Annotated in this window: 18 protein-coding genes; 11 read left to right on the forward strand and 7 right to left on the reverse strand. The window is 70.4% G+C overall.

Features of this window, described 5'->3' with window-relative positions; translation table 11 throughout:
• Window positions 1-8: 8 nt before the first annotated feature.
• From AB0I51_RS29560 to rsmI, 4 genes are all read right to left on the reverse strand, one after another.
• Window positions 9-1307 (reverse strand): ubiquitin-like domain-containing protein, encoded by a 1299-nt coding sequence (locus AB0I51_RS29560; RefSeq protein WP_362980257.1) that lies wholly within the window; start codon window positions 1305-1307, stop codon window positions 9-11.
• A gap of 131 nt (window positions 1308-1438) precedes the next feature.
• Entirely contained in the window at window positions 1439-2317 is an 879-nt protein-coding gene (locus AB0I51_RS29565; RefSeq protein ID WP_362980259.1) for a TatD family hydrolase, read from the reverse strand.
• 47 nt (window positions 2318-2364) lie between these two features.
• Window positions 2365-2799: a hypothetical protein gene (locus tag AB0I51_RS29570; protein WP_362980261.1), complete on the reverse strand. Its 435-nt coding sequence runs from the start codon at window positions 2797-2799 to the stop codon at window positions 2365-2367.
• A 282-nt stretch (window positions 2800-3081) separates the two neighbouring features.
• Complete coding sequence (gene rsmI / locus AB0I51_RS29575) at window positions 3082-3933, reverse strand: 16S rRNA (cytidine(1402)-2'-O)-methyltransferase (RefSeq protein ID WP_362980263.1); 852 nt, start codon at window positions 3931-3933, stop codon at window positions 3082-3084.
• 95 nt (window positions 3934-4028) lie between these two features.
• Between rsmI and AB0I51_RS29580 the strand changes: the two genes are divergently transcribed.
• On the forward strand, window positions 4029-5771 hold the full coding sequence (locus AB0I51_RS29580) for a phospholipid carrier-dependent glycosyltransferase (protein WP_362980265.1): 1743 nt from the start codon (window positions 4029-4031) through the stop codon (window positions 5769-5771).
• Between the two features lie 14 nt (window positions 5772-5785).
• On the opposite strand, the gene AB0I51_RS29585 is transcribed toward AB0I51_RS29580, so the two are convergent.
• Window positions 5786-6181: an ATP-binding protein gene (locus AB0I51_RS29585; RefSeq protein ID WP_362980267.1), complete on the reverse strand. Its 396-nt coding sequence runs from the start codon at window positions 6179-6181 to the stop codon at window positions 5786-5788.
• Window positions 6178-6420, reverse strand: coding sequence for a hypothetical protein (locus AB0I51_RS29590; protein ID WP_362980269.1), 243 nt, complete (start codon window positions 6418-6420; stop codon window positions 6178-6180). The genes AB0I51_RS29585 and AB0I51_RS29590 overlap by 4 nt, the downstream gene beginning before the upstream one ends.
• Before the next feature lie 118 nt (window positions 6421-6538).
• Between AB0I51_RS29590 and AB0I51_RS29595 the strand changes: the two genes are divergently transcribed.
• The 4 genes from AB0I51_RS29595 (at window position 6539) to AB0I51_RS29610 (ending at window position 11176) form a co-directional block, all read left to right on the forward strand.
• A complete protein-coding gene (locus AB0I51_RS29595; RefSeq protein WP_362980271.1) occupies window positions 6539-7390 on the forward strand; it encodes a helix-turn-helix transcriptional regulator in 852 nt (283 codons plus the stop codon).
• On the forward strand, window positions 7371-7658 hold the full coding sequence (locus AB0I51_RS29600) for a DUF397 domain-containing protein (protein ID WP_362980273.1): 288 nt from the start codon (window positions 7371-7373) through the stop codon (window positions 7656-7658). The genes AB0I51_RS29595 and AB0I51_RS29600 overlap by 20 nt, the downstream gene beginning before the upstream one ends.
• A gap of 82 nt (window positions 7659-7740) precedes the next feature.
• Window positions 7741-9372: a penicillin-binding transpeptidase domain-containing protein gene (locus AB0I51_RS29605; RefSeq protein WP_362980275.1), complete on the forward strand. Its 1632-nt coding sequence runs from the start codon at window positions 7741-7743 to the stop codon at window positions 9370-9372.
• A gap of 181 nt (window positions 9373-9553) precedes the next feature.
• On the forward strand, window positions 9554-11176 hold the full coding sequence (locus tag AB0I51_RS29610; RefSeq protein WP_362980384.1) for a penicillin-binding transpeptidase domain-containing protein: 1623 nt from the start codon (window positions 9554-9556) through the stop codon (window positions 11174-11176).
• A 3-nt stretch (window positions 11177-11179) separates the two neighbouring features.
• Here the strand turns inward: AB0I51_RS29610 and AB0I51_RS29615 are convergent, their stop codons facing one another.
• Window positions 11180-11533: an SsgA family sporulation/cell division regulator gene (locus AB0I51_RS29615; protein WP_019066592.1), complete on the reverse strand. Its 354-nt coding sequence runs from the start codon at window positions 11531-11533 to the stop codon at window positions 11180-11182.
• A gap of 170 nt (window positions 11534-11703) precedes the next feature.
• Between AB0I51_RS29615 and AB0I51_RS29620 the strand changes: the two genes are divergently transcribed.
• The 6 genes from AB0I51_RS29620 to AB0I51_RS29645 all read left to right on the forward strand — a co-directional run bounded on the left by AB0I51_RS29620 (window position 11704) and on the right by AB0I51_RS29645 (window position 16526).
• A complete protein-coding gene (locus tag AB0I51_RS29620) occupies window positions 11704-12771 on the forward strand; it encodes an energy-coupling factor ABC transporter permease (protein WP_362980277.1) in 1068 nt (355 codons plus the stop codon).
• 1 nt (window position 12772) lies between these two features.
• Window positions 12773-13534, forward strand: a complete 762-nt coding sequence (cbiQ, locus tag AB0I51_RS29625; RefSeq protein ID WP_362980279.1) for a cobalt ECF transporter T component CbiQ — start codon at window positions 12773-12775, stop codon at window positions 13532-13534.
• On the forward strand, window positions 13522-14286 hold the full coding sequence (locus AB0I51_RS29630; RefSeq protein ID WP_362980281.1) for an ABC transporter ATP-binding protein: 765 nt from the start codon (window positions 13522-13524) through the stop codon (window positions 14284-14286). The genes cbiQ and AB0I51_RS29630 overlap by 13 nt, the downstream gene beginning before the upstream one ends.
• Window positions 14283-14750 (forward strand): MarR family transcriptional regulator, encoded by a 468-nt coding sequence (locus AB0I51_RS29635; RefSeq protein ID WP_362980283.1) that lies wholly within the window; start codon window positions 14283-14285, stop codon window positions 14748-14750. Before AB0I51_RS29630 ends, AB0I51_RS29635 begins: the two co-directional genes overlap by 4 nt.
• A 128-nt stretch (window positions 14751-14878) precedes the next feature.
• A complete protein-coding gene (locus AB0I51_RS29640) occupies window positions 14879-15325 on the forward strand; it encodes an organic hydroperoxide resistance protein (protein ID WP_362980285.1) in 447 nt (148 codons plus the stop codon).
• Between the two features lie 37 nt (window positions 15326-15362).
• On the forward strand, window positions 15363-16526 hold the full coding sequence (locus AB0I51_RS29645; RefSeq protein ID WP_362980287.1) for a serine hydrolase domain-containing protein: 1164 nt from the start codon (window positions 15363-15365) through the stop codon (window positions 16524-16526).
• Window positions 16527-16577 lie beyond the last annotated feature (51 nt).

The raw sequence follows: 16577 nt of genomic DNA on the forward strand, positions 1-16577 counted from the left end.
CCCTCCCCTCAGCCGTGCAGCCTTGTCCCGCAATGCGGCCATGGGCTCGCGCCCCTGCGCACATACAGCTTCTTCGCCCTGAACGTCTGTTCCTCCGCTGACGCGTCCTGCGGGCGGCCCGAGCCGCCCAAGCTGTGCCAGGTGTGGGTGTCGAACTGGTAGAGGCCGCCGTAGGTGCCGGAGGGGTCGACCGCGCCGGGGCGGCCGCCGGACTCGCAGGTGGCGAGGCCGTGCCAGTTGAGCTGGTCGGCGCCCTGTACCGAGGTGGGCATCGGTTTGGTGCCGACCTTGACCAGCTGGGAGCGGGGCTCTCGGACCAGTTCCTCGTCGATGCGGCGGGGCTTCTCCTTGACGCCGTTGACCGTCCGGAGGGCGTAGGTGGCGCGGCGCAGGCCCGGACGGCCGGCCCGTTCGACGACCTCCGTGCCCTTGAAGAGGGTGGGGTCGTCGGTGCGTTCCACCTCGAAGGGGATCGCCTCCTCGCGGACCTCGCGGGTGCCGGTGATCCGCAGGATCGTGATCGTCTGGCCGTCGCGGGGGAAGCTCCCCGGCGGGACCGAGGTGGTGTCCTCGCCGTGCAGACTGATGCCTGCCTCCTGGACCGCCTCGCCGACCGTCGCCGCGTTGGTGCGGATCGTGCGGGCGCGGCCGTCGGCCATGATCGTGACGGTGCGTTCGGTGCGCACGTCGAGCGCGAGTCCGGCGCGGCCGATGGCCTGGGAGCGGGAGGTCGAGATGTACGCGCCCTCCGCGCGGACGCCGAGTTGTTCGAGAGCGCCGTCGACTGTTCGGGCCGTGGTCCACACCTCGCGCCGGTGCCCGTCGAGAGTGAGGCGCACGGGGCGGCCGTAGCGGACCGCGACCTCGTCGCCGCTGGTGAGGGCCGCGTCCCGGCCGGGGGCCACCACGTCGTGCTCGCCGACCTCGACGCCCTGCTGGGCGAGGAGTTCGGTGACGTCGTCGGCGAAGGTGTGCAGGGTGCGCGGGCTGCCGTCGACGCTCAGCTCGATCGCCTTGTCCTTGGCGACGAACGCGGTGGTGCCGCCGGCGAGGAAGGCGACGACCAGCGCCTGCGGGACCAGGCGGCGCACGGTGGCGGCCGTGGAGCCGGTGCGGTCTGCTCTTCGTCTGCGGTCCGCGCGCCCCGGCGCGGTGTTCTGCGCCGCGCTCACCGCCTGGCGGGGGAAGACCGGTTCAGGCGCCTCGTAGGCCGGCCGGTACGTGTCCTCGTACACCTGGGTCGCGTCGGTGTACACATCGGCGCGCACACCGCGGTCGTACGTCTCGTAGGTCTCGTAGTTGCTCACGCCGACACGCTCCAGAAGGCCAGAAGGGTCCGGATCGGGCCAACAGAACCTAGCGGAGCGGCCGTCACTCTCCAAAGCGACGCGGCTACCCAGGGTTGTGTTCGAAAGGGGCGCCGGGCATCGGCGGAGCCTCAGTAGCCGAAGGCTCGGGCCGTGTTCGCCGCGAGGGCCGTCGACAGGGCGTCCTCGTCGATGCCCCGGACGGCGGCCATGGCGCGGACCGTGACCGGAATGAGATAGGGCGCGTTCGGCCGTCCGCGGTACGGGGCGGGCGTGAGGAACGGGGCGTCGGTCTCGACGAGGACCAGTTCGAGGGGGGCGACAACGAGCGCGTCCCGCAGGTTCCGGGCGTTCTTGAAGGTGACGGTGCCGGCGAACGACATGAAGTACCCGGCGCTCGCGCAGAGTTCGGCCATCTCGGCGTCACCGGAGTAGCAGTGGAAGACGGTCCGCTCGGGGGCGCCCTCCTCCTTGAGGACGCGCAGGACGTCGGCGTGGGCGTCGCGGTCGTGGATGACCAGGGCCTTGCCGTGCCGCTTGGCGATCTCGATGTGGGCGCGGAACGACCTCTCCTGCGCGGCCTTGCCCTCGGGTCCGGTGCGGAAGAAGTCGAGGCCGGTCTCACCGACGCCCTTGACGTGGGGCAGTCCCGCCAGCCGGTCGATCTCCGCGAGGGCCTCGTCGAGGGCCGTGTCGCCGCCAGGGGTCCTGGCACCCTGCCGGGACCAGCCGTCGGGGTCGCCGTGCACGATGCGCGGGGCCTCGTTCGGGTGGAGGGCGACCGTCGCGTGGATCGCGTCGTACCGGGCGGCCGTCTCGGCGGCCCAGCGCGAGCCCTTCACGTCGCAGCCGACCTGCACGAGCGTCGTGACACCGGCCGAGGCCGCCTTGGCGAGCGCCTCCTCCACCGTGCCGGACTGCATGTCGAGGTGGGTGTGGGAGTCGGCGACGGGCACCCGGAGGGGCTCCGGGAGCGGAGGCGCCGCGTTCTTGTCGCTGGAGGCAGGCATGCCCCGATCCTACGAAAGGGGCATGCCCACCCGGTCGCCGGAGGCGGTCAGCTCGCCTTGCGGTGCTGGAAGGGGTGCAGCAGGTCGGACAGGTGCCAGTGGTGTTCCCCGGTCTCCGGCAGCGGGGTCACGGTCTCGTCCGTGGCATCCGTACCGTCCTCCGTCGCCGCTGCCGCCCGGGGCCGGGGCGCCTGGTACTGCCGCTGCGCCGCGTCCCGTACCGACGACACCTGGCCCGCCCGCATGATGCGCACGACATGCCCGTCGCAGTTGTGGCACGCGGGGCGGCTCAGGGGCGACGGCACGACCTGGCCGTCCGCCACGTACATCACGAACTGGTGGCCGTCGGTGTCGACGTGGTGCTCTATCTCGTATGCCTGCTCCCAGCCGTGCCCGCACCGCATGCAGGCGAAGGAGTACGACTCGTTCACCACGGCGGTGGCAGCGCCCCGGAGGCCGGTCTGCCCTGCGATCTCACTCATGCCAGCTCCTGCTTGACTTCCGCTGGACAAGCGCCCCCTGCGAGGGGATTCCCCCCGGAATCCCGTTGGAGGCGAGGGACGGGTGCGCCCCTCAGTCCAGTGGACGCCTCCGGCAGGGCGAACGCACCAGTCCTGTCGACTGTTGGAGGCGATTTGGACTTTCCTTGTCGAATCGCCCCTGCGACCCGGTCGGGACTTTGCATTCGGCGACCGCGCTTTGCCCCGCCATGGGGCGCCCGCTCATGGGAGGAGCGCCCTGCTCAGAGGGGCTTCCGCCCCAGCTCAGAGGGGTTTTTGCGCAGTCTTCGCCGCCACCACGGCATCGAACACCTCGCGCTTGGGAACGCCTGCTTCGACCGCGACCGCGGCGATCGCTTCCTTTCGCCGCTCCCCCGCCTCCTCACGCACCCGGACCCGCCGCACCAGCTCGTCCGCGCCGAGCTCCTCGGCCTGCTCCGGCGCCCCCTCCACCACGACGGTGATCTCGCCGCGCACGCCCTCCGCCGCCCACTCGGCCAGCTCGCCGACCGGGCCGCGCTTGATCTCCTCGTACGTCTTGGTCAGCTCCCGGCAGACGGCGGCCCGCCGCTCGGCGCCGAACGCCTCGGCCATCGCGGCGAGGGTGTCGTCGAGCCGGTGCGGCGCCTCGAAGTAGACGAGGGTGCGCCGCTCACCGGCCACCTCCCGCAGCCGCGACAGCCGCTCGCCAGCCTTCCGCGGCAGGAACCCCTCGAAGCAGAACCGGTCCACCGGCAGCCCCGACAGCGCGAGCGCGGTAAGCACCGCGGACGGCCCCGGTACGGCGGTGACCTTGATGTCCTTCTCCACCGCGGCGGCGACCAGCCGGTACCCCGGGTCGGACACGGACGGCATCCCCGCGTCGGTCACCAGCAGCACCCGCGCACCGCCCACCAGGGCCTCGACCAGCTCCGGGGTCCGCGCCGACTCGTTGCCCTCGAAGTACGACACGACCCGCCCCTTGGGCTGCACCCCGAGCGCCTGGGTCAGCCGGCGCAGCCGCCGGGTGTCCTCGGCGGCGACCACGTCGGCCCCGGCCAGCTCCTCCGCGAGCCGGGGAGGGGCGTCCTGAACGTCGCCGATGGGGGTGCCCGCCAAAACAAGGGTTCCAGTCACGTTCCCATCCTCGCAGGGCCGACAGATCCGGACGCATCCGGACCGAGACCGCCCATGCACGGGACTCACACAGCGCTGTTCCCTACGATGGCGCGGTGACCAGTACCGCGTCCTCCACGGACACCCGGCAAGGGCAGGCCCCACAAGAGCAGCGGCCGTCGTGGCAGCAGCGGCTGCGCCGTTTCGGCTACACGGCGGGGCCCAGAAGCGACGTACGGGACCGGCTGACGCCGCCGTACGCGGAGCCCAGCCCCCGGCTGTGGGCGACGCTCGGCTTCTCGCCGACGCTCGTCGACCGACTCACCCGCTGGTCGGGCTGGGGCGGCCCGCTGCTGGTCACGCTGATGGCCGGCGTGATGCGCTTCTACCACCTGGGCAGCCCGAAGGCGGTGATATTCGACGAGACGTACTACGCCAAGGACGCGTGGGCGCTGGTCCACCGCGGCTTCGAGGTCAATTGGGACAAGAACGCCAACGACCTCATTCTGAAAACCGGTGGGCACGTCGGCATCCCGACGGACGCGGCCTACGTCGTGCACCCGCCGGTCGGCAAGTACGTCATCGGCATCGGCGAGCTGATCTTCGGCTTCAACCCCTTCGGCTGGCGCTTCATGACGGCGCTGCTGGGCACGCTGGCCGTCCTGATGGTCTGCCGCATCGGCCGCCGCCTCTTCCGCTCCACCTTCCTGGGCTGTGTCGCCGGCGTCCTGATGTCGCTGGACGGCCTGGCCTTCGTGATGGCCCGCACCTCGCTGCTCGACGGCGTGCTGATGTTCTTCGTGGTGGCCGCGTTCGGCTGTCTGCTGATCGACCGCGACAAGGCCAGGGAGAAACTCGCGGCGGCGCTGCCGGTCGACGCCGACGGCCGGGTCCGGCCCGACGCACACACCGCCGACACCCTGTTCCTCGGCTGGCGCCCCTGGCGCTGGATGGCGGGCCTGCTGCTCGGCCTCGCGATCGGCACCAAGTGGAACGGCCTCTACATCACGGCCGCCTTCTTCGTCCTGATGCTGCTGTGGGACGTCGGCTCCCGCAAGGTCGCGGGCGCCCGCAACGCCTACGTGGCCGTCCTGAAGTACGACCTCGGGCTGGGCTTCGTGGCCACCATCCCGGTCGCCGTCGCCGTCTACCTCACCTCCTGGCTCGGCTGGATCCTCTCCCCCGCCAACGGCACGGGCGGCTACTTCCGCAACTGGGCCGCGACCGACGGCAAGGGCGGCACCTGGAGCCATGTCCTGCCGGACTGGCTGCGCAGCCTGTGGCACTACGAGCACGAGGTCTACGAGTTCAACGTCGGCCTGCACTCGCCGCACACGTACATGTCCAACCCCTGGAGCTGGCTGGTCGACGGCCGCCCGGTCTCCTACTTCTACGAGTCCCCCTCGCCCGGTGCGGACGGCTGCCCGGTGAACGCCGGCGACAAGTGCGCCCGCGAGGTCCTCGCCATCGGCACCCCGCTGCTGTGGTGGGCCGCCTGCTTCGCGATCCTCTACGTCCTGTGGCGCTGGGCGTTCCGCCGCGACTGGCGCGCGGGCGCGATCGCCTGCGGGGTCGCGGCCGGCTACCTCCCCTGGTTCCTGTACCAGGACCGCACGATCTTCTTCTTCTACTCCATCGTCTTCCTCCCCTTCCTCTGCCTCGCGGTCGCGATGCTCATCGGCGCGATCATCGGCCCACCGGGCTCCAGCGACACCCGCCGGGTCACGGGCGCGGTCGGCGCGGGCGTCCTGGTCCTGCTGATCACCTGGAACTTCATCTACTTCTGGCCGCTGTACACGGGGACGTCGATTCCTATTGATCAGTGGCGGTCTCGGATGTGGCTGGACACCTGGGTCTAGCCAACCCGGGACCCTCAGCCCCGCACCTCGCACCACACCACCTTCCCGGACACCACCTGCTCCACCCCCCACCGCACCGCCACCGCGTCCAGCAACAACAACCCGCGCCCCGACTCGGCCCCGAGCCCGGTGTCCGTGGTGGCGTCCAGGAGGATGGGCAGGGCGCGTGGGTCGGGGTCGGTCACCTCGACCCGGATCCGGTCGTCGTCCGGGCCGACCCGCCTGACCCGTACCCGTACCGGCGTGCCCTCGCCCACGTGCCGGATGACGTTGCTCACCAACTCGCTGACGCACAGCTCCACTTCGGGGTGCGGGCCGCCGCCGCCCAGGTAACCGCGCACCGCGTGCCGTAGTTCGGGGACCGCCTTCGGTACGGCGAGCAAGGCTGCCTCGAAGTGCGTCGCGTTCACCGTCCCGCCGCCTCACGGAGTACGGCGGCCAGCCGACGGGCCGTGTCGAGGTTGCAGTTGCCCAGCGCGACCAGCCCCGCGGAGCCGCCGGTGGCTCCCGCGAAGCTGGGCAGGTCCGCGCGGAGCGACGGGAGCGTGATGCCGTGGGCGGCGAGTGCGTCGCGGAGTTCCTCCGCGCAGAGGACCATGTCGTAGGGGTCGGCGGGAGTGGCATGGCCGGGAGTGCGGTGTGGGGGCATCTCGACGTGCGCCTTCCTGTGCTCTCTGTGACGAATCACTCACACAGTGACGTGACAGGCCCTACCGTGAAAGGAGTTCGAGTTACGCCTGTCAACGAGCAAATGGCGGTGGTGAGTGGTGCCCCCTCGCAAGGACACCGACGCGTCGGCGAACGTCCCCTCCTTCTACGGTGCGGAGTTGCGCTTCAAGAGGGAACTCGCGGGGCTGACGCTGGAGCAGTTGGCGGAGGGGAGTTATCGGGGGGTGCCGTTCCTGAGCCAGATCGAGCACGGGGAGCGGCGGATGCCGCTGGATCTGGCCCGGCATGTGGACAAGGCCCTCGGGACGGACGGGTTTTTCGAGCGCCGCTGTGAAGACGCGCGGAAAGCGAAGCAGTCGGGGCACGCGGAGTACTTCGCGGATGTGGCGGAGATGGAGCAGCATGCGGACACCATTGAGGAATGGGCGCCGACGCTGGTGCCAGGGCTGCTCCAGACATCGGCGTATGCGCATGCCGTCGTGCGCACCTCGCTCCCATGGCTGCGCCCTGAGACCGTCAAGAAGCAGGTGAGCGCCCGCCTGGATCGGGCCAAGCTCTGGAAGCGCGAAGACCCCCCGGCGTTCTGGGTCGTCCTGCACGAGGAGTTGATCAGCAAGCCGCTGCTGCCGCCCGAGGAGATGGCCGAGCAGTTGCACCACATGGCGAGCGTGGTCCGATCAGCGCAAGGTGTTTTGCAGATCCTTCCGGAAACGACAGCGGCCCACCCGATGATGATGGGCATGATCAAAGTCATGACGTTCCCGGACGCGCCACCCGTGGTCTACACGGAGGGTCTCCACAGTGGCCAACTGATCGACTATCCAGCTCTCGTGAAGGACTACCGCAGGTCGTACGATCTACTCAGGGCCACGGCATTGTCCCCAGAAGCGTCTCTGGCCATGATCGATCAAGCGGCGAAGGACTATCGAAATGGCAAGCACCGAACGTGACTTGAGCACCGCACGCTGGCGCAAGAGCAGCTACAGCAACGGCAGCGGCGGCGACTGTGTCGAGGTAGCCGAAGCCTTCCCCGGCGCCGCCCGCTGGCGTAAGAGCACCTACAGCAACAGCAGCGGCGGCGAATGCCTAGAGGTCGCCGACGGAGTCACCGGCATCGTCCCCGTCCGTGACTCCAAAGTCCCGAACGGCCCCGTGCTGCTGCTCCCCGCGTCCACCTGGTCCTCCTTCGTCACCGGCGTCGTCACCGGTCTCCGTTAGGACAACAAAAGGCAACACCCCTCACAGCTTTCCCTCACGCCCCATACAGTCGAGGGACTGATAACGGGGAGGGGAACGACCCATGCGCAAGGGGGTAAAAGCCACCGTCATCGGCAGTGTGTTCGCCGTGATGGTGTCGGGGGCGGGGTACGGGGCGTACAACCTCGTGTCCGCGTTGGGTGGAAGTTCGGGTGTGGGGGGTTCCGGTGGGCCCGCGCCCGTGAAGACCGGGCCGCCGAGCTCGTCGGAGGTCAAGGAGACGACGGCGAAGTTCTTCGCGGCCTGGGAGAAGGGGCAGGCGGTGACGGCGGCGTCGTACACGAACGACGACGCGGCGGCCGACCCCGTGCTGGAGTCCTACAGCGGGGCCGGGCACATCACCGGGGTGCGGATCACCCCCGGTACGACGACCGGGGCGACCGTGCCGTTCACGGTGAAGGCAACGGTGTCGTACGACGGGAAGTCGAAGCCGCTCAGCTACCGAAGCCAACTGACCGTCGTGCGCGGCAAAACCACCGGGCGGGCCCTCGTCGACTGGCAACCGGCCGTCGTTCACCCGGAGTTGAAGACCGGCGACACCTTCGTCACCGGGGAGTCCGCGAGCCCGGCGATCGAGGCCGTGGACCGGAACGGGACCGTGCTGACCAAGGAGAAGTATCCGTCGCTCGGGCCGATCCTGGACGAGCTGCGTTCCAAGTACGGTGACCAGGCGGGCGGTTCGCCCGGGATCGAGTTGGCGATCAAGCACCAGGCCGAGGGCTCGGCCGACACCACGCTGCTGACCCTGGAGAAGGGCAAGGCCGGCAAGGTGCGCACGACGCTCAGCGCGGGCGCGCAGGCCGCCGCCGAGAAGGCCGTGACGAAGTACTCGGAGTCGTCGGTCGTGGCGCTCCAGCCGAGCACCGGGCAGGTGCTGGCGATCGCCAACCACCGCGACGACGGCTTCAACGCCGCGTTCCTGGGGCAGTTGGCGCCGGGGTCGACCATGAAGATCATCAGTGCCGCCACGCTCATAGACAACGGGCTGACCACGATGAGCGGACCGGCGCCCTGTCCGACCACCGCCGTCTGGCAGGAGCAGACCTTCAAGAACCTGACCGGCCTCAAGCCGAACGAGAACGCCACGCTCGCCGACAGTTTCGCCCGGTCCTGCAACACGGCGTTCGTGAAGTTCGCCGACTCGGTCAAGGTGGACTCGCTGACGCAGGAGGCCGAGGACCGCTTCGGACTCGGCCGGGACAACTGGAAGACCGGCATCCCGTCCTTCGACGGCTCGGTGCCCGCGTCCGGCGGCCCGGACACCGCGGCCAACCTGATCGGCCAGGGCCAGGTGCAGATGAGCCCGCTGAACATGGCGTCGGTGACTGCGACCGCGAAGACGGGCACGTTCCGCCAGCCGGTCCTGGTCGCGCAGAGCCTCGACGACCGCCAACTGGCCACCGCGCGGGGCCTGTCGGCGAGTACGTCGGCCCAGCTGCGGGCGATGATGTACCGCACCGCGACCAGCGGCACCGCCGCCGGCATCATGGCCGGGCTCGGTCCGAACATCGGCGCCAAGACGGGTTCCGCCGAGGTGGACGGGCAGTCGAAGTCCAACAGCTGGTTCACCGGCTACCGGGGCGACGTCGCCGCGGCGGCCATGACACAGGACGGCGGCCACGGCATCGACGCCGCCGGCCCGATCGTCCGGGCGGTACTGGCGGCAAGTGGCTGAACTCACTCCCCGGGGAAAGTGAACTACCCGCACAGGACGGGACTCTAGGGTGGGCGTGGTCGTTGGGGTGTGTGAGGGCCGAGGGCGACGGGGGCCCAAGGGGATTCGCGGAGGATCGGGAACTGTGGGCACGAGGGGCAAGAAGAAGGTCGCCGCCGAGCGACGGAAGGCGAGACCCGCCATGGTCGGCGGGTTCATCGCCGTGGCCGTCGTCGGCGCGGGCGTCGGCGCCTACGCGCTGTACGACGGCGGGGCGTCGGCCGAGGCGCGCACGTCGACCACCGCCGACCACAAGGCCGTCAAGAAGGGCCCGTTGACGGCGGCCGAGGTGCAGACCACCGCGAAGCGGTACCTGGCCGACTGGCAGCAGGGCAAGGTCGCCCAGGCCGCCGCCGCGACCGACAAGTCGACGGCCGCCGCCGCGCTGCTCACCGGCTACACCAAGAACGCCCACATGACGGGCGTCACCGTCACCGAGGGCACCCCCACCGGCGCCAAGGTCCCCTTCTCCGTGAAGTGCACGGTGTCGTACAAGGGCCTCACCAAGCCGATGACGTACGCCACTTCGCTCACCGTCGTGCGCAGCGCGAAGGACGGCAAGCCGTACGTGCAGTGGCACGCGTCCGTCGTCCACCCGGATCTCGCGGACGGCGACACCCTGGTGACGGGCGAGTCCGGCACCCCGCCAATCAAGGCCTACGACCGGGACGGCGGTGAGCTGACGACGGCCAAGTACCCGTCGCTGGGGCCGGTGTTGGACGGGCTGCGGGAGAAGTTCGGCAAGAAGGCGGGCGGCAAGGCGGGCATCGAGCTGCGGGTGGTCCGCGGCAAGACGTCCAAGGAGTCCGACAAGACGCTCGTCGAGCTGAGCAAGGGCACACCGGGCAAGGTGAAGACGACGCTCAGCCCGACCCTCCAGGCGGCGGCCGAGACGCAGGTGAGCAAGCAGAAGAACGCCTCGGTCGTGATGATGCGCCCGTCGACCGGCGAGATCCTGGCCGTCGCGAACGCCTCGCACGGCTTCAACGTGGCCTTCCAGGGCTCGCTGGCCCCCGGCTCCACGATGAAGATCGTGACGTCGACGATGCTCTTCGAGAAGAACCTCATCACCCCGGACGCGTCCCACCCCTGCCCCAAGACGTACAAGCTGGCGGGCTGGACCTTCCACAACGACGACGACTCGGAGATCAAGAAGGGCACGTTCAAGATGGCCTTCGGGGCGTCCTGCAACAACGCCTTCATCAACTTCGCGCCCAAGCTGTCCAACAGCGATCTGACGACGGAGGCACAGCAGGTCTACGGCCTCGGCATGAACAACTGGGCCATCGGCGTCCCCACCTTCGACGGCTCGGTCCCGGTGCAGAGCGGCGCGCAGATGGGCGCCTCGCTGATCGGCCAGGGCGGCGTCCGCATGAACCCGCTGAACATGGCGTCGGTCGCCTCGACGGTCGACACGGGCACCTTCCACCAGCCGTACCTGGTCTCCCCGACCGTCGACAACCGCACGATCGCCAAGGCCTCGCGCACGATGTCGTCGACGACGCAGGCCGAGCTGAAGGAAGTCATGAAGTACACCGCCGACTACGGCACGGCGGCCAAGGCGATGGCCGGGCTCGGCCCCGACTACGGCGCGAAGACCGGCTCGGCGGAGGTCGACGGCCAGAAGAAGCCCAACGGCTGGTTCACGGCGTACAAGGGCGACCTCGTGGCCGCCGGTGTGGTCCAGGCGGGCGGCCACGGCGGCGACACGGCGGGGCCGATCGTGGCGGCGCTGCTGAAGCTGGGCGCCAGCCTCGGCGGCTGAGGTTCAGGTGCCGACGGGTGCGGCGGCCGTATAGGTCCGCCGCAGGAACCTCATGATCGTCTTCGTCTCGAACTGGACGACGGAGACGCCCTGTTCGGAGTGGAACTCGACCACTGCCTGCACCCGCCCGCACGGCCACACGCGCACCTCGCCGCTGCCGGCGGGGGCACGCAGCCCCTCTTCCAGCAGCTCCCGGTCGAAGGTCCATGCATGCGGTCCGGGCAGGTCGATACGGACGGTTCGCGGATCGGATTCGGGGTCGTACCGCAGGACGACGGGTACGGCGGCGGGGTCCAGCCGGTCCACGTCCTCGTCGGTGACGATATGGGCTCGCGCGTACTGTTCGACTACGGACATCGGGCGGCCCCTTACGCTGAGTGACCTGTGTGAAAGCTGTGCATCCGCTTCCACTACCCCAATGTCGCATATTTTCCCGGGAGCGCCCCTCGGGGCGACAGATCTCACAATCCGGCGTGAGACCCTCTCGCTCTTGCAAAGAACTCGCAACAGCCATCTAAAATCATCCCGTGCATGTCCCTGACGGATTCATAGACGCCCCTGTGTCCGCCGCGACCGGAGTGGTCGCCGCCGGCGCCATCGCCGTGAGCCTGCGCGGCGCGCGCCGCGAACTTGGGGGCACCTCCCGCGCGAGCGAAGCCGAGCGTGGGGGAGAGCGGACGGCGCCGCTGGCGGGCCTGGTCGCCGCCTTCATCTTCGCCGTGCAGATGCTGAACTTCCCCGTCGCGGCCGGCACCAGCGGCCACCTGCTCGGCGGCGCCCTGGCCGCGATCCTGGTCGGTCCCTGCACCGGCGTCCTCTGCGTCTCGGTCGTCCTGCTCATGCAGGGCATCCTCTTCGCGGACGGCGGGCTGACCGCGCTCGGCGTGAACATCACCGACATGGCGATCACCACGACGGTCGTGGCCTACGGCGTCTTCCGCGCCCTGGTGAAGATCCTCCCGCGCGGCCGCCGCTCGATCACGGCCGCGTCCTTCACCGCGGCCCTGCTCTCCGTCCCCGCCGCCGCCCTCGTCTTCACCCTCCTCTACGCCCTCGGCGGCACCACCGACGTCTCCCTCGGCAAGGTCGCCACCGCGATGATCGGCGTGCACGTCCTCATCGGCATCGGCGAGGCCGCGATCACCGCGCTGACGGTCGGCGCCGTGATCGCCGTACGCCCGGATCTCGTCCACGGCGCACGCGGCCTGGAGCAGCGGCTGAAGCTGCGCGTGAACGGTGAACTCGTGGACGCCGCTCCCCAGTTGGCTCCTGTGGCCCCCGCGCGCACCACGCACCGCAAGGTGTGGATCGCCGGCCTGGCCGCTTCCCTCCTCCTCGCCGGCTTCGTCAGTTTCTACGCCTCCTCGAACCCCGACGGCCTGGAGAAGGTCGCCGCCGACCACGGCATCGACCGGGCAGCGACGGAGCACGCCTCGGCCGACTCGCCGCTCGCCGACTACGGTGTGCGCGATGTCGAGGACGCCCGGCTCTCCGGCGGCCTCGCGGGCGTGATCGGGGTGGGCGTCACGGTCGTGGCGGGTACGGGCGTCTTCTGGGCGGTCCGCAGGCGCCGTAGCACCTCGCAGGCGGCCTGAGATGGGCGCGGGCCACGCCCACCGGCTCTACCGGCACGGCCACTCGCGGGTCCACGCGCTGCCGCCGCACACCAAGCTCGCCGCGGTTTTCGCGTTCGTGGTGGTCGTGGTGTCGACCCCGCGCGAGGCGATGTGGGCGTTCGGCCTCTACGCCGTACTGCTGGGGCTGGTCGCGTACGCGGCCCGCGTGCCCGCCGGCTTCCTGCTCCGCCGCCTGCTGATCGAGATCCCCTTCGTCGCGTTCGCGGTCCTCATGCCCTTCGTGGCGGAGGGCGAGCAAGTGACCGTCCTGGGGCTGGAGTTGAGCGTGAACGGCCTCTGGGGCGCCTGGAACGTCCTCGCCAGGGGCACCCTGGGCGTCGCCGCCTCCGTCCTCCTCGCCGCCACCACCGAACTCCGCGAACTCCTCCTGGGACTCCAGCGGTTGAAACTCCCGCCGCTCCTCGTCCAGATCGCGTCCTTCATGATCCGCTACGGCGATGTCATCACGGACGAGATGCGCCGGATGCGGATCGCCCGCGAGTCACGGGGTTTCGAGGCCCGGGGTGTACGCCAGTGGGGTGTGCTCGCGAAGTCGGCGGGCGCGCTGTTCATCCGCTCCTACGAACGCGGGGAGCGGGTCCATCTGGCCATGGTGAGCCGGGGATACACGGGCTCCATGCCGGTGATCGACGAGGTGACCGCCGACCGGGCGCAGTGGTCGTACGCCCTCGCACTGCCCTGTGCCGCCCTTGTCGTATGTCTGTTGGGATGGACGCTGTGACCGATTACCTTTCCTTGGAGGTCTCCGGGCTGGCCTTCGCCTACCCCGACGGCCATCAGGCCCTGTTCGGCGTGGACTTCGGTGTCGCGCGCGGTGAACGGGTCGCGCTGCTCGGCCCGAACGGCGCCGGCAAGACCACCCTCGTGCTGCATCTCAACGGCATCCTCACCGGCGGCGCCGGGACGGTGACGGTGGCCGGACTCCCGGTCGGCAAGCGGCACATGGCGGAGATCCGGCGCCGGGTCGGGATCGTCTTCCAGGACCCCGACGACCAGCTCTTCATGCCGACGGTCCGCGAGGACGTGGCGTTCGGCCCGGCGGCGGCCGGGACGAAGGGCGCCGAGCTGGAGCAACGGGTGCGCACAGCACTGGAGTCGGTGGGGATGGCGGACTTCGCGGACCGTCCCCCGCACCATCTGTCGTTCGGGCAGCGCCGCAGGGTGGCCGTGGCAACCGTCCTGGCGATGGAACCGGAGATCCTCGTCCTCGACGAGCCCTCCTCCAACCTCGACCCCGCCTCCCGGCGCGAACTGGCCGACATCCTGCGGTCGCTGGACGTGACGGTCCTCATGGTCACGCACGACCTGCCGTACGCCCTGGAGCTGTGCCCGCGCTCGCTGATCCTCAGCGACGGGGTGATCGCGGCGGACGGAAAGACCGGCGAACTCCTCGCCGACGACACGCTGATGCGGGCCCATCGTCTGGAGTTGCCCTTCGGGTTCGACCCGCGGTCCGTGACAATGGGCGCGTGACGAACGAGGACCATACGGTTGCCGGGTCGCTGCTCCTCGACGAGCAGCTGTGCTTCGCGCTGTACGCGGCCCAGCGCGCGCTGACGGCCGCGTACCGCCCGCTCCTTGAGGAGCTGGAGCTGACCTACCCGCAGTACCTCGTCCTGCTCGTCCTGTGGGAGCGCGGCGAGAGCACGGTCAAGGACCTCTCGAACGCCCTGCGTCTCGACTACGGCACTCTCTCGCCGCTCCTGAAACGACTGGAGGCGGCCGGACTCGTCCACCGCGAGCGCGCCGCCCACGACGAGCGCTCGGTGCTGGTCGCCTGCACGGAACGCGGCAGTGCGCTGAGAGAACGCGCGGCCCGGGTGCCGGGCGCGCTGCTCGCGGCGACGGAGCTGGAGATGCCGGAGGTGGTCCGCCTGCGCGGGGAGCTGTGGCGGCTGGCGGAGCGCGCGGAGGCGGCGGCGGAACGGGCCCGCTGACCTCGGGTTACCGGCGGTTGCCACCCCCTGGTAGCCACCAGCGCCGTACCGGCCAGTACCTTGTGCACGATGTAGTTGCACACTCTTGTATTTCCGTCCTGTGTTTCCGTTCTGGGGGAGGTCCCGCCATGGCCGACGACACCGCCGTCGACACCCGCCCGACGAAGATCATGTACGTCGCCGAGGCCACCGCCCACGGCGGCCGGGACGGCCATGTCAGCAGCCAGGACGGTCAGCTCGCCCTCCAGGTCGCGATGCCCCCGGCACTGGGCGGCGACGGCAACGGCACCAACCCCGAGCAGCTCTTCGCGGCCGGCTACAGCTCCTGCTTCCACAACGCGCTGGTGCTTGTCGGCCGCAGGGCGGGCTTCGACCTGGCCGGATCCACGGTCGCCGCGAAGGTCGGCATCGGCCCCAACAAACAGCGCGGCTACGGCCTCGCGGTCGCCCTCAGCGTCTCCCTCCCGGTGCTCGACCCGGACATCGCGGCGAAGCTGGTGGACGCGGCCCACGAGGTCTGCCCCTACTCCAACGCGACCCGCGGGAACATCGACGTCACGATCCTGCTTGGTTGAGGTAGGACAGCGGATCGGCAGGACCAGGAGTGCGCACGTGGACGTGAACGGCGTGGTGGCCGAGGGCTTCGAGCCGGTCAGGGAGGCGTTCGCGGCCAACTTCGAGGTGCGCGGGGACCGGGGCGCGGCCGTGACGGTGTACCGGGACGGACACCGGGTCGTCGACCTGTGGGCCGGCACCAAGGACGTCGACGGCACCGAGCCCTGGCAGCGGGACACCGCCCAGATCGTCCGCTCGGCGACGAAGGGCGTCGCGGCCGCAGCGCTGCTCCTGCTCGCGCAGCGCGGGGAACTGGACCTGGACGCTCCGGTGGGCGAGTACTGGCCGGAGTACAAGACGGCCGGCAAGGAACGCACCCTCGTGTGGCATCTGCTCGCACACCGTGCGGGCGTACCGGTGCTGGACCACCCGCTGACCCCGGCGCAGGCCGCCGACCCGGTGCGGGGCGCCGCGGCGGTGGCCGCGCAGGCGCCGGCGTGGGAGCCGGGCACGGACCACGGCTATCACGCGCAGACCTACGGCTGGCTGACCGGTGAGCTGGTGCGGCGGGTGACCGGCCGGTCGATCGGCGAGTGGATCGCGGAGGAGATCGCGGGCCCGGTCGGCGCGGACCTGTGGGTCGGCCTGCCTTCCGGTGAGACCGGCCGGGTGGGCCGGGTCGCACAGGCCGAGGCGGCCCCGGCGGACGCGAACGCCCCGCGCCTGCGCCCCAAGCGCTCGGTCTCCGAGGCGTACGCCAACCCCGACTCCCTCACCCGGCGCGCGTTCGGGGCGATCACCCCGATGCCGGACGAGAACGACCCGGCGTACCGGGCCGCCGTACTCCCCGCGTCGAACGGCATCGCGACGGCGGACGGCCTGGCCCGCGTCTACGCGTCCCTGCTCGGCGAAGTGGACGGCGGGACACGGCTGTTCACCCCCGAGACGTCCGAGCTGGCCCGCACCGAACGCTCCTCGGGTCCCGACCGCGTCCTGGTCGTCAACACCCGTTTCGGCCTCGGTTACATGCTGCACGGCAGCGCGTCCCCGCTCCTCTCCGACAGCTCCTTCGGCCACCCGGGCCGAGGCGGCGCCCTGGGCTTCGCGGACCCGGATTCAGGCATCGCGTTCGGGTATGTGACGAATTCGTTCCGCAAGAGCGTGACAGCCGATCCACGAGCGCAGGCGCTGGTCAGGGCGTTGCGCACCGCCCTGTCGTAGCGCACTGGTACGGCTACGGCTGTCGGCGTCACAGCCGGCGTTCACGACCCT

Source organism: Streptomyces sp. NPDC050549, assembly GCF_040655035.1.
GTDB lineage: Bacteria > Actinomycetota > Actinomycetes > Streptomycetales > Streptomycetaceae > Streptomyces.

Excerpts from the sequence above, each read along its gene's own strand:
- AB0I51_RS29565 (WP_362980259.1), bottom strand. The coding sequence starts at position 2,317 with ATGCCTGCCTCCAGCGACAAGAACGCGGCGCCTCCGCTCCCGGAGCCC.
- AB0I51_RS29570 (WP_362980261.1), bottom strand. The coding sequence starts at position 2,799 with ATGAGTGAGATCGCAGGGCAGACCGGCCTCCGGGGCGCTGCCACCGCC.
- AB0I51_RS29590 (WP_362980269.1), bottom strand. The coding sequence starts at position 6,420 with ATGCCCCCACACCGCACTCCCGGCCATGCCACTCCCGCCGACCCCTAC.
- AB0I51_RS29600 (WP_362980273.1), top strand. The coding sequence starts at position 7,371 with ATGGCAAGCACCGAACGTGACTTGAGCACCGCACGCTGGCGCAAGAGC.
- AB0I51_RS29605 (WP_362980275.1), top strand. The coding sequence starts at position 7,741 with ATGCGCAAGGGGGTAAAAGCCACCGTCATCGGCAGTGTGTTCGCCGTG.
- AB0I51_RS29610 (WP_362980384.1), top strand. The coding sequence starts at position 9,554 with ATGGTCGGCGGGTTCATCGCCGTGGCCGTCGTCGGCGCGGGCGTCGGC.
- AB0I51_RS29615 (WP_019066592.1), bottom strand. The coding sequence starts at position 11,533 with ATGTCCGTAGTCGAACAGTACGCGCGAGCCCATATCGTCACCGACGAG.
- cbiQ (WP_362980279.1), top strand. The coding sequence starts at position 12,773 with ATGGGCGCGGGCCACGCCCACCGGCTCTACCGGCACGGCCACTCGCGG.
- AB0I51_RS29630 (WP_362980281.1), top strand. The coding sequence starts at position 13,522 with ATGGACGCTGTGACCGATTACCTTTCCTTGGAGGTCTCCGGGCTGGCC.
- AB0I51_RS29640 (WP_362980285.1), top strand. The coding sequence starts at position 14,879 with ATGGCCGACGACACCGCCGTCGACACCCGCCCGACGAAGATCATGTAC.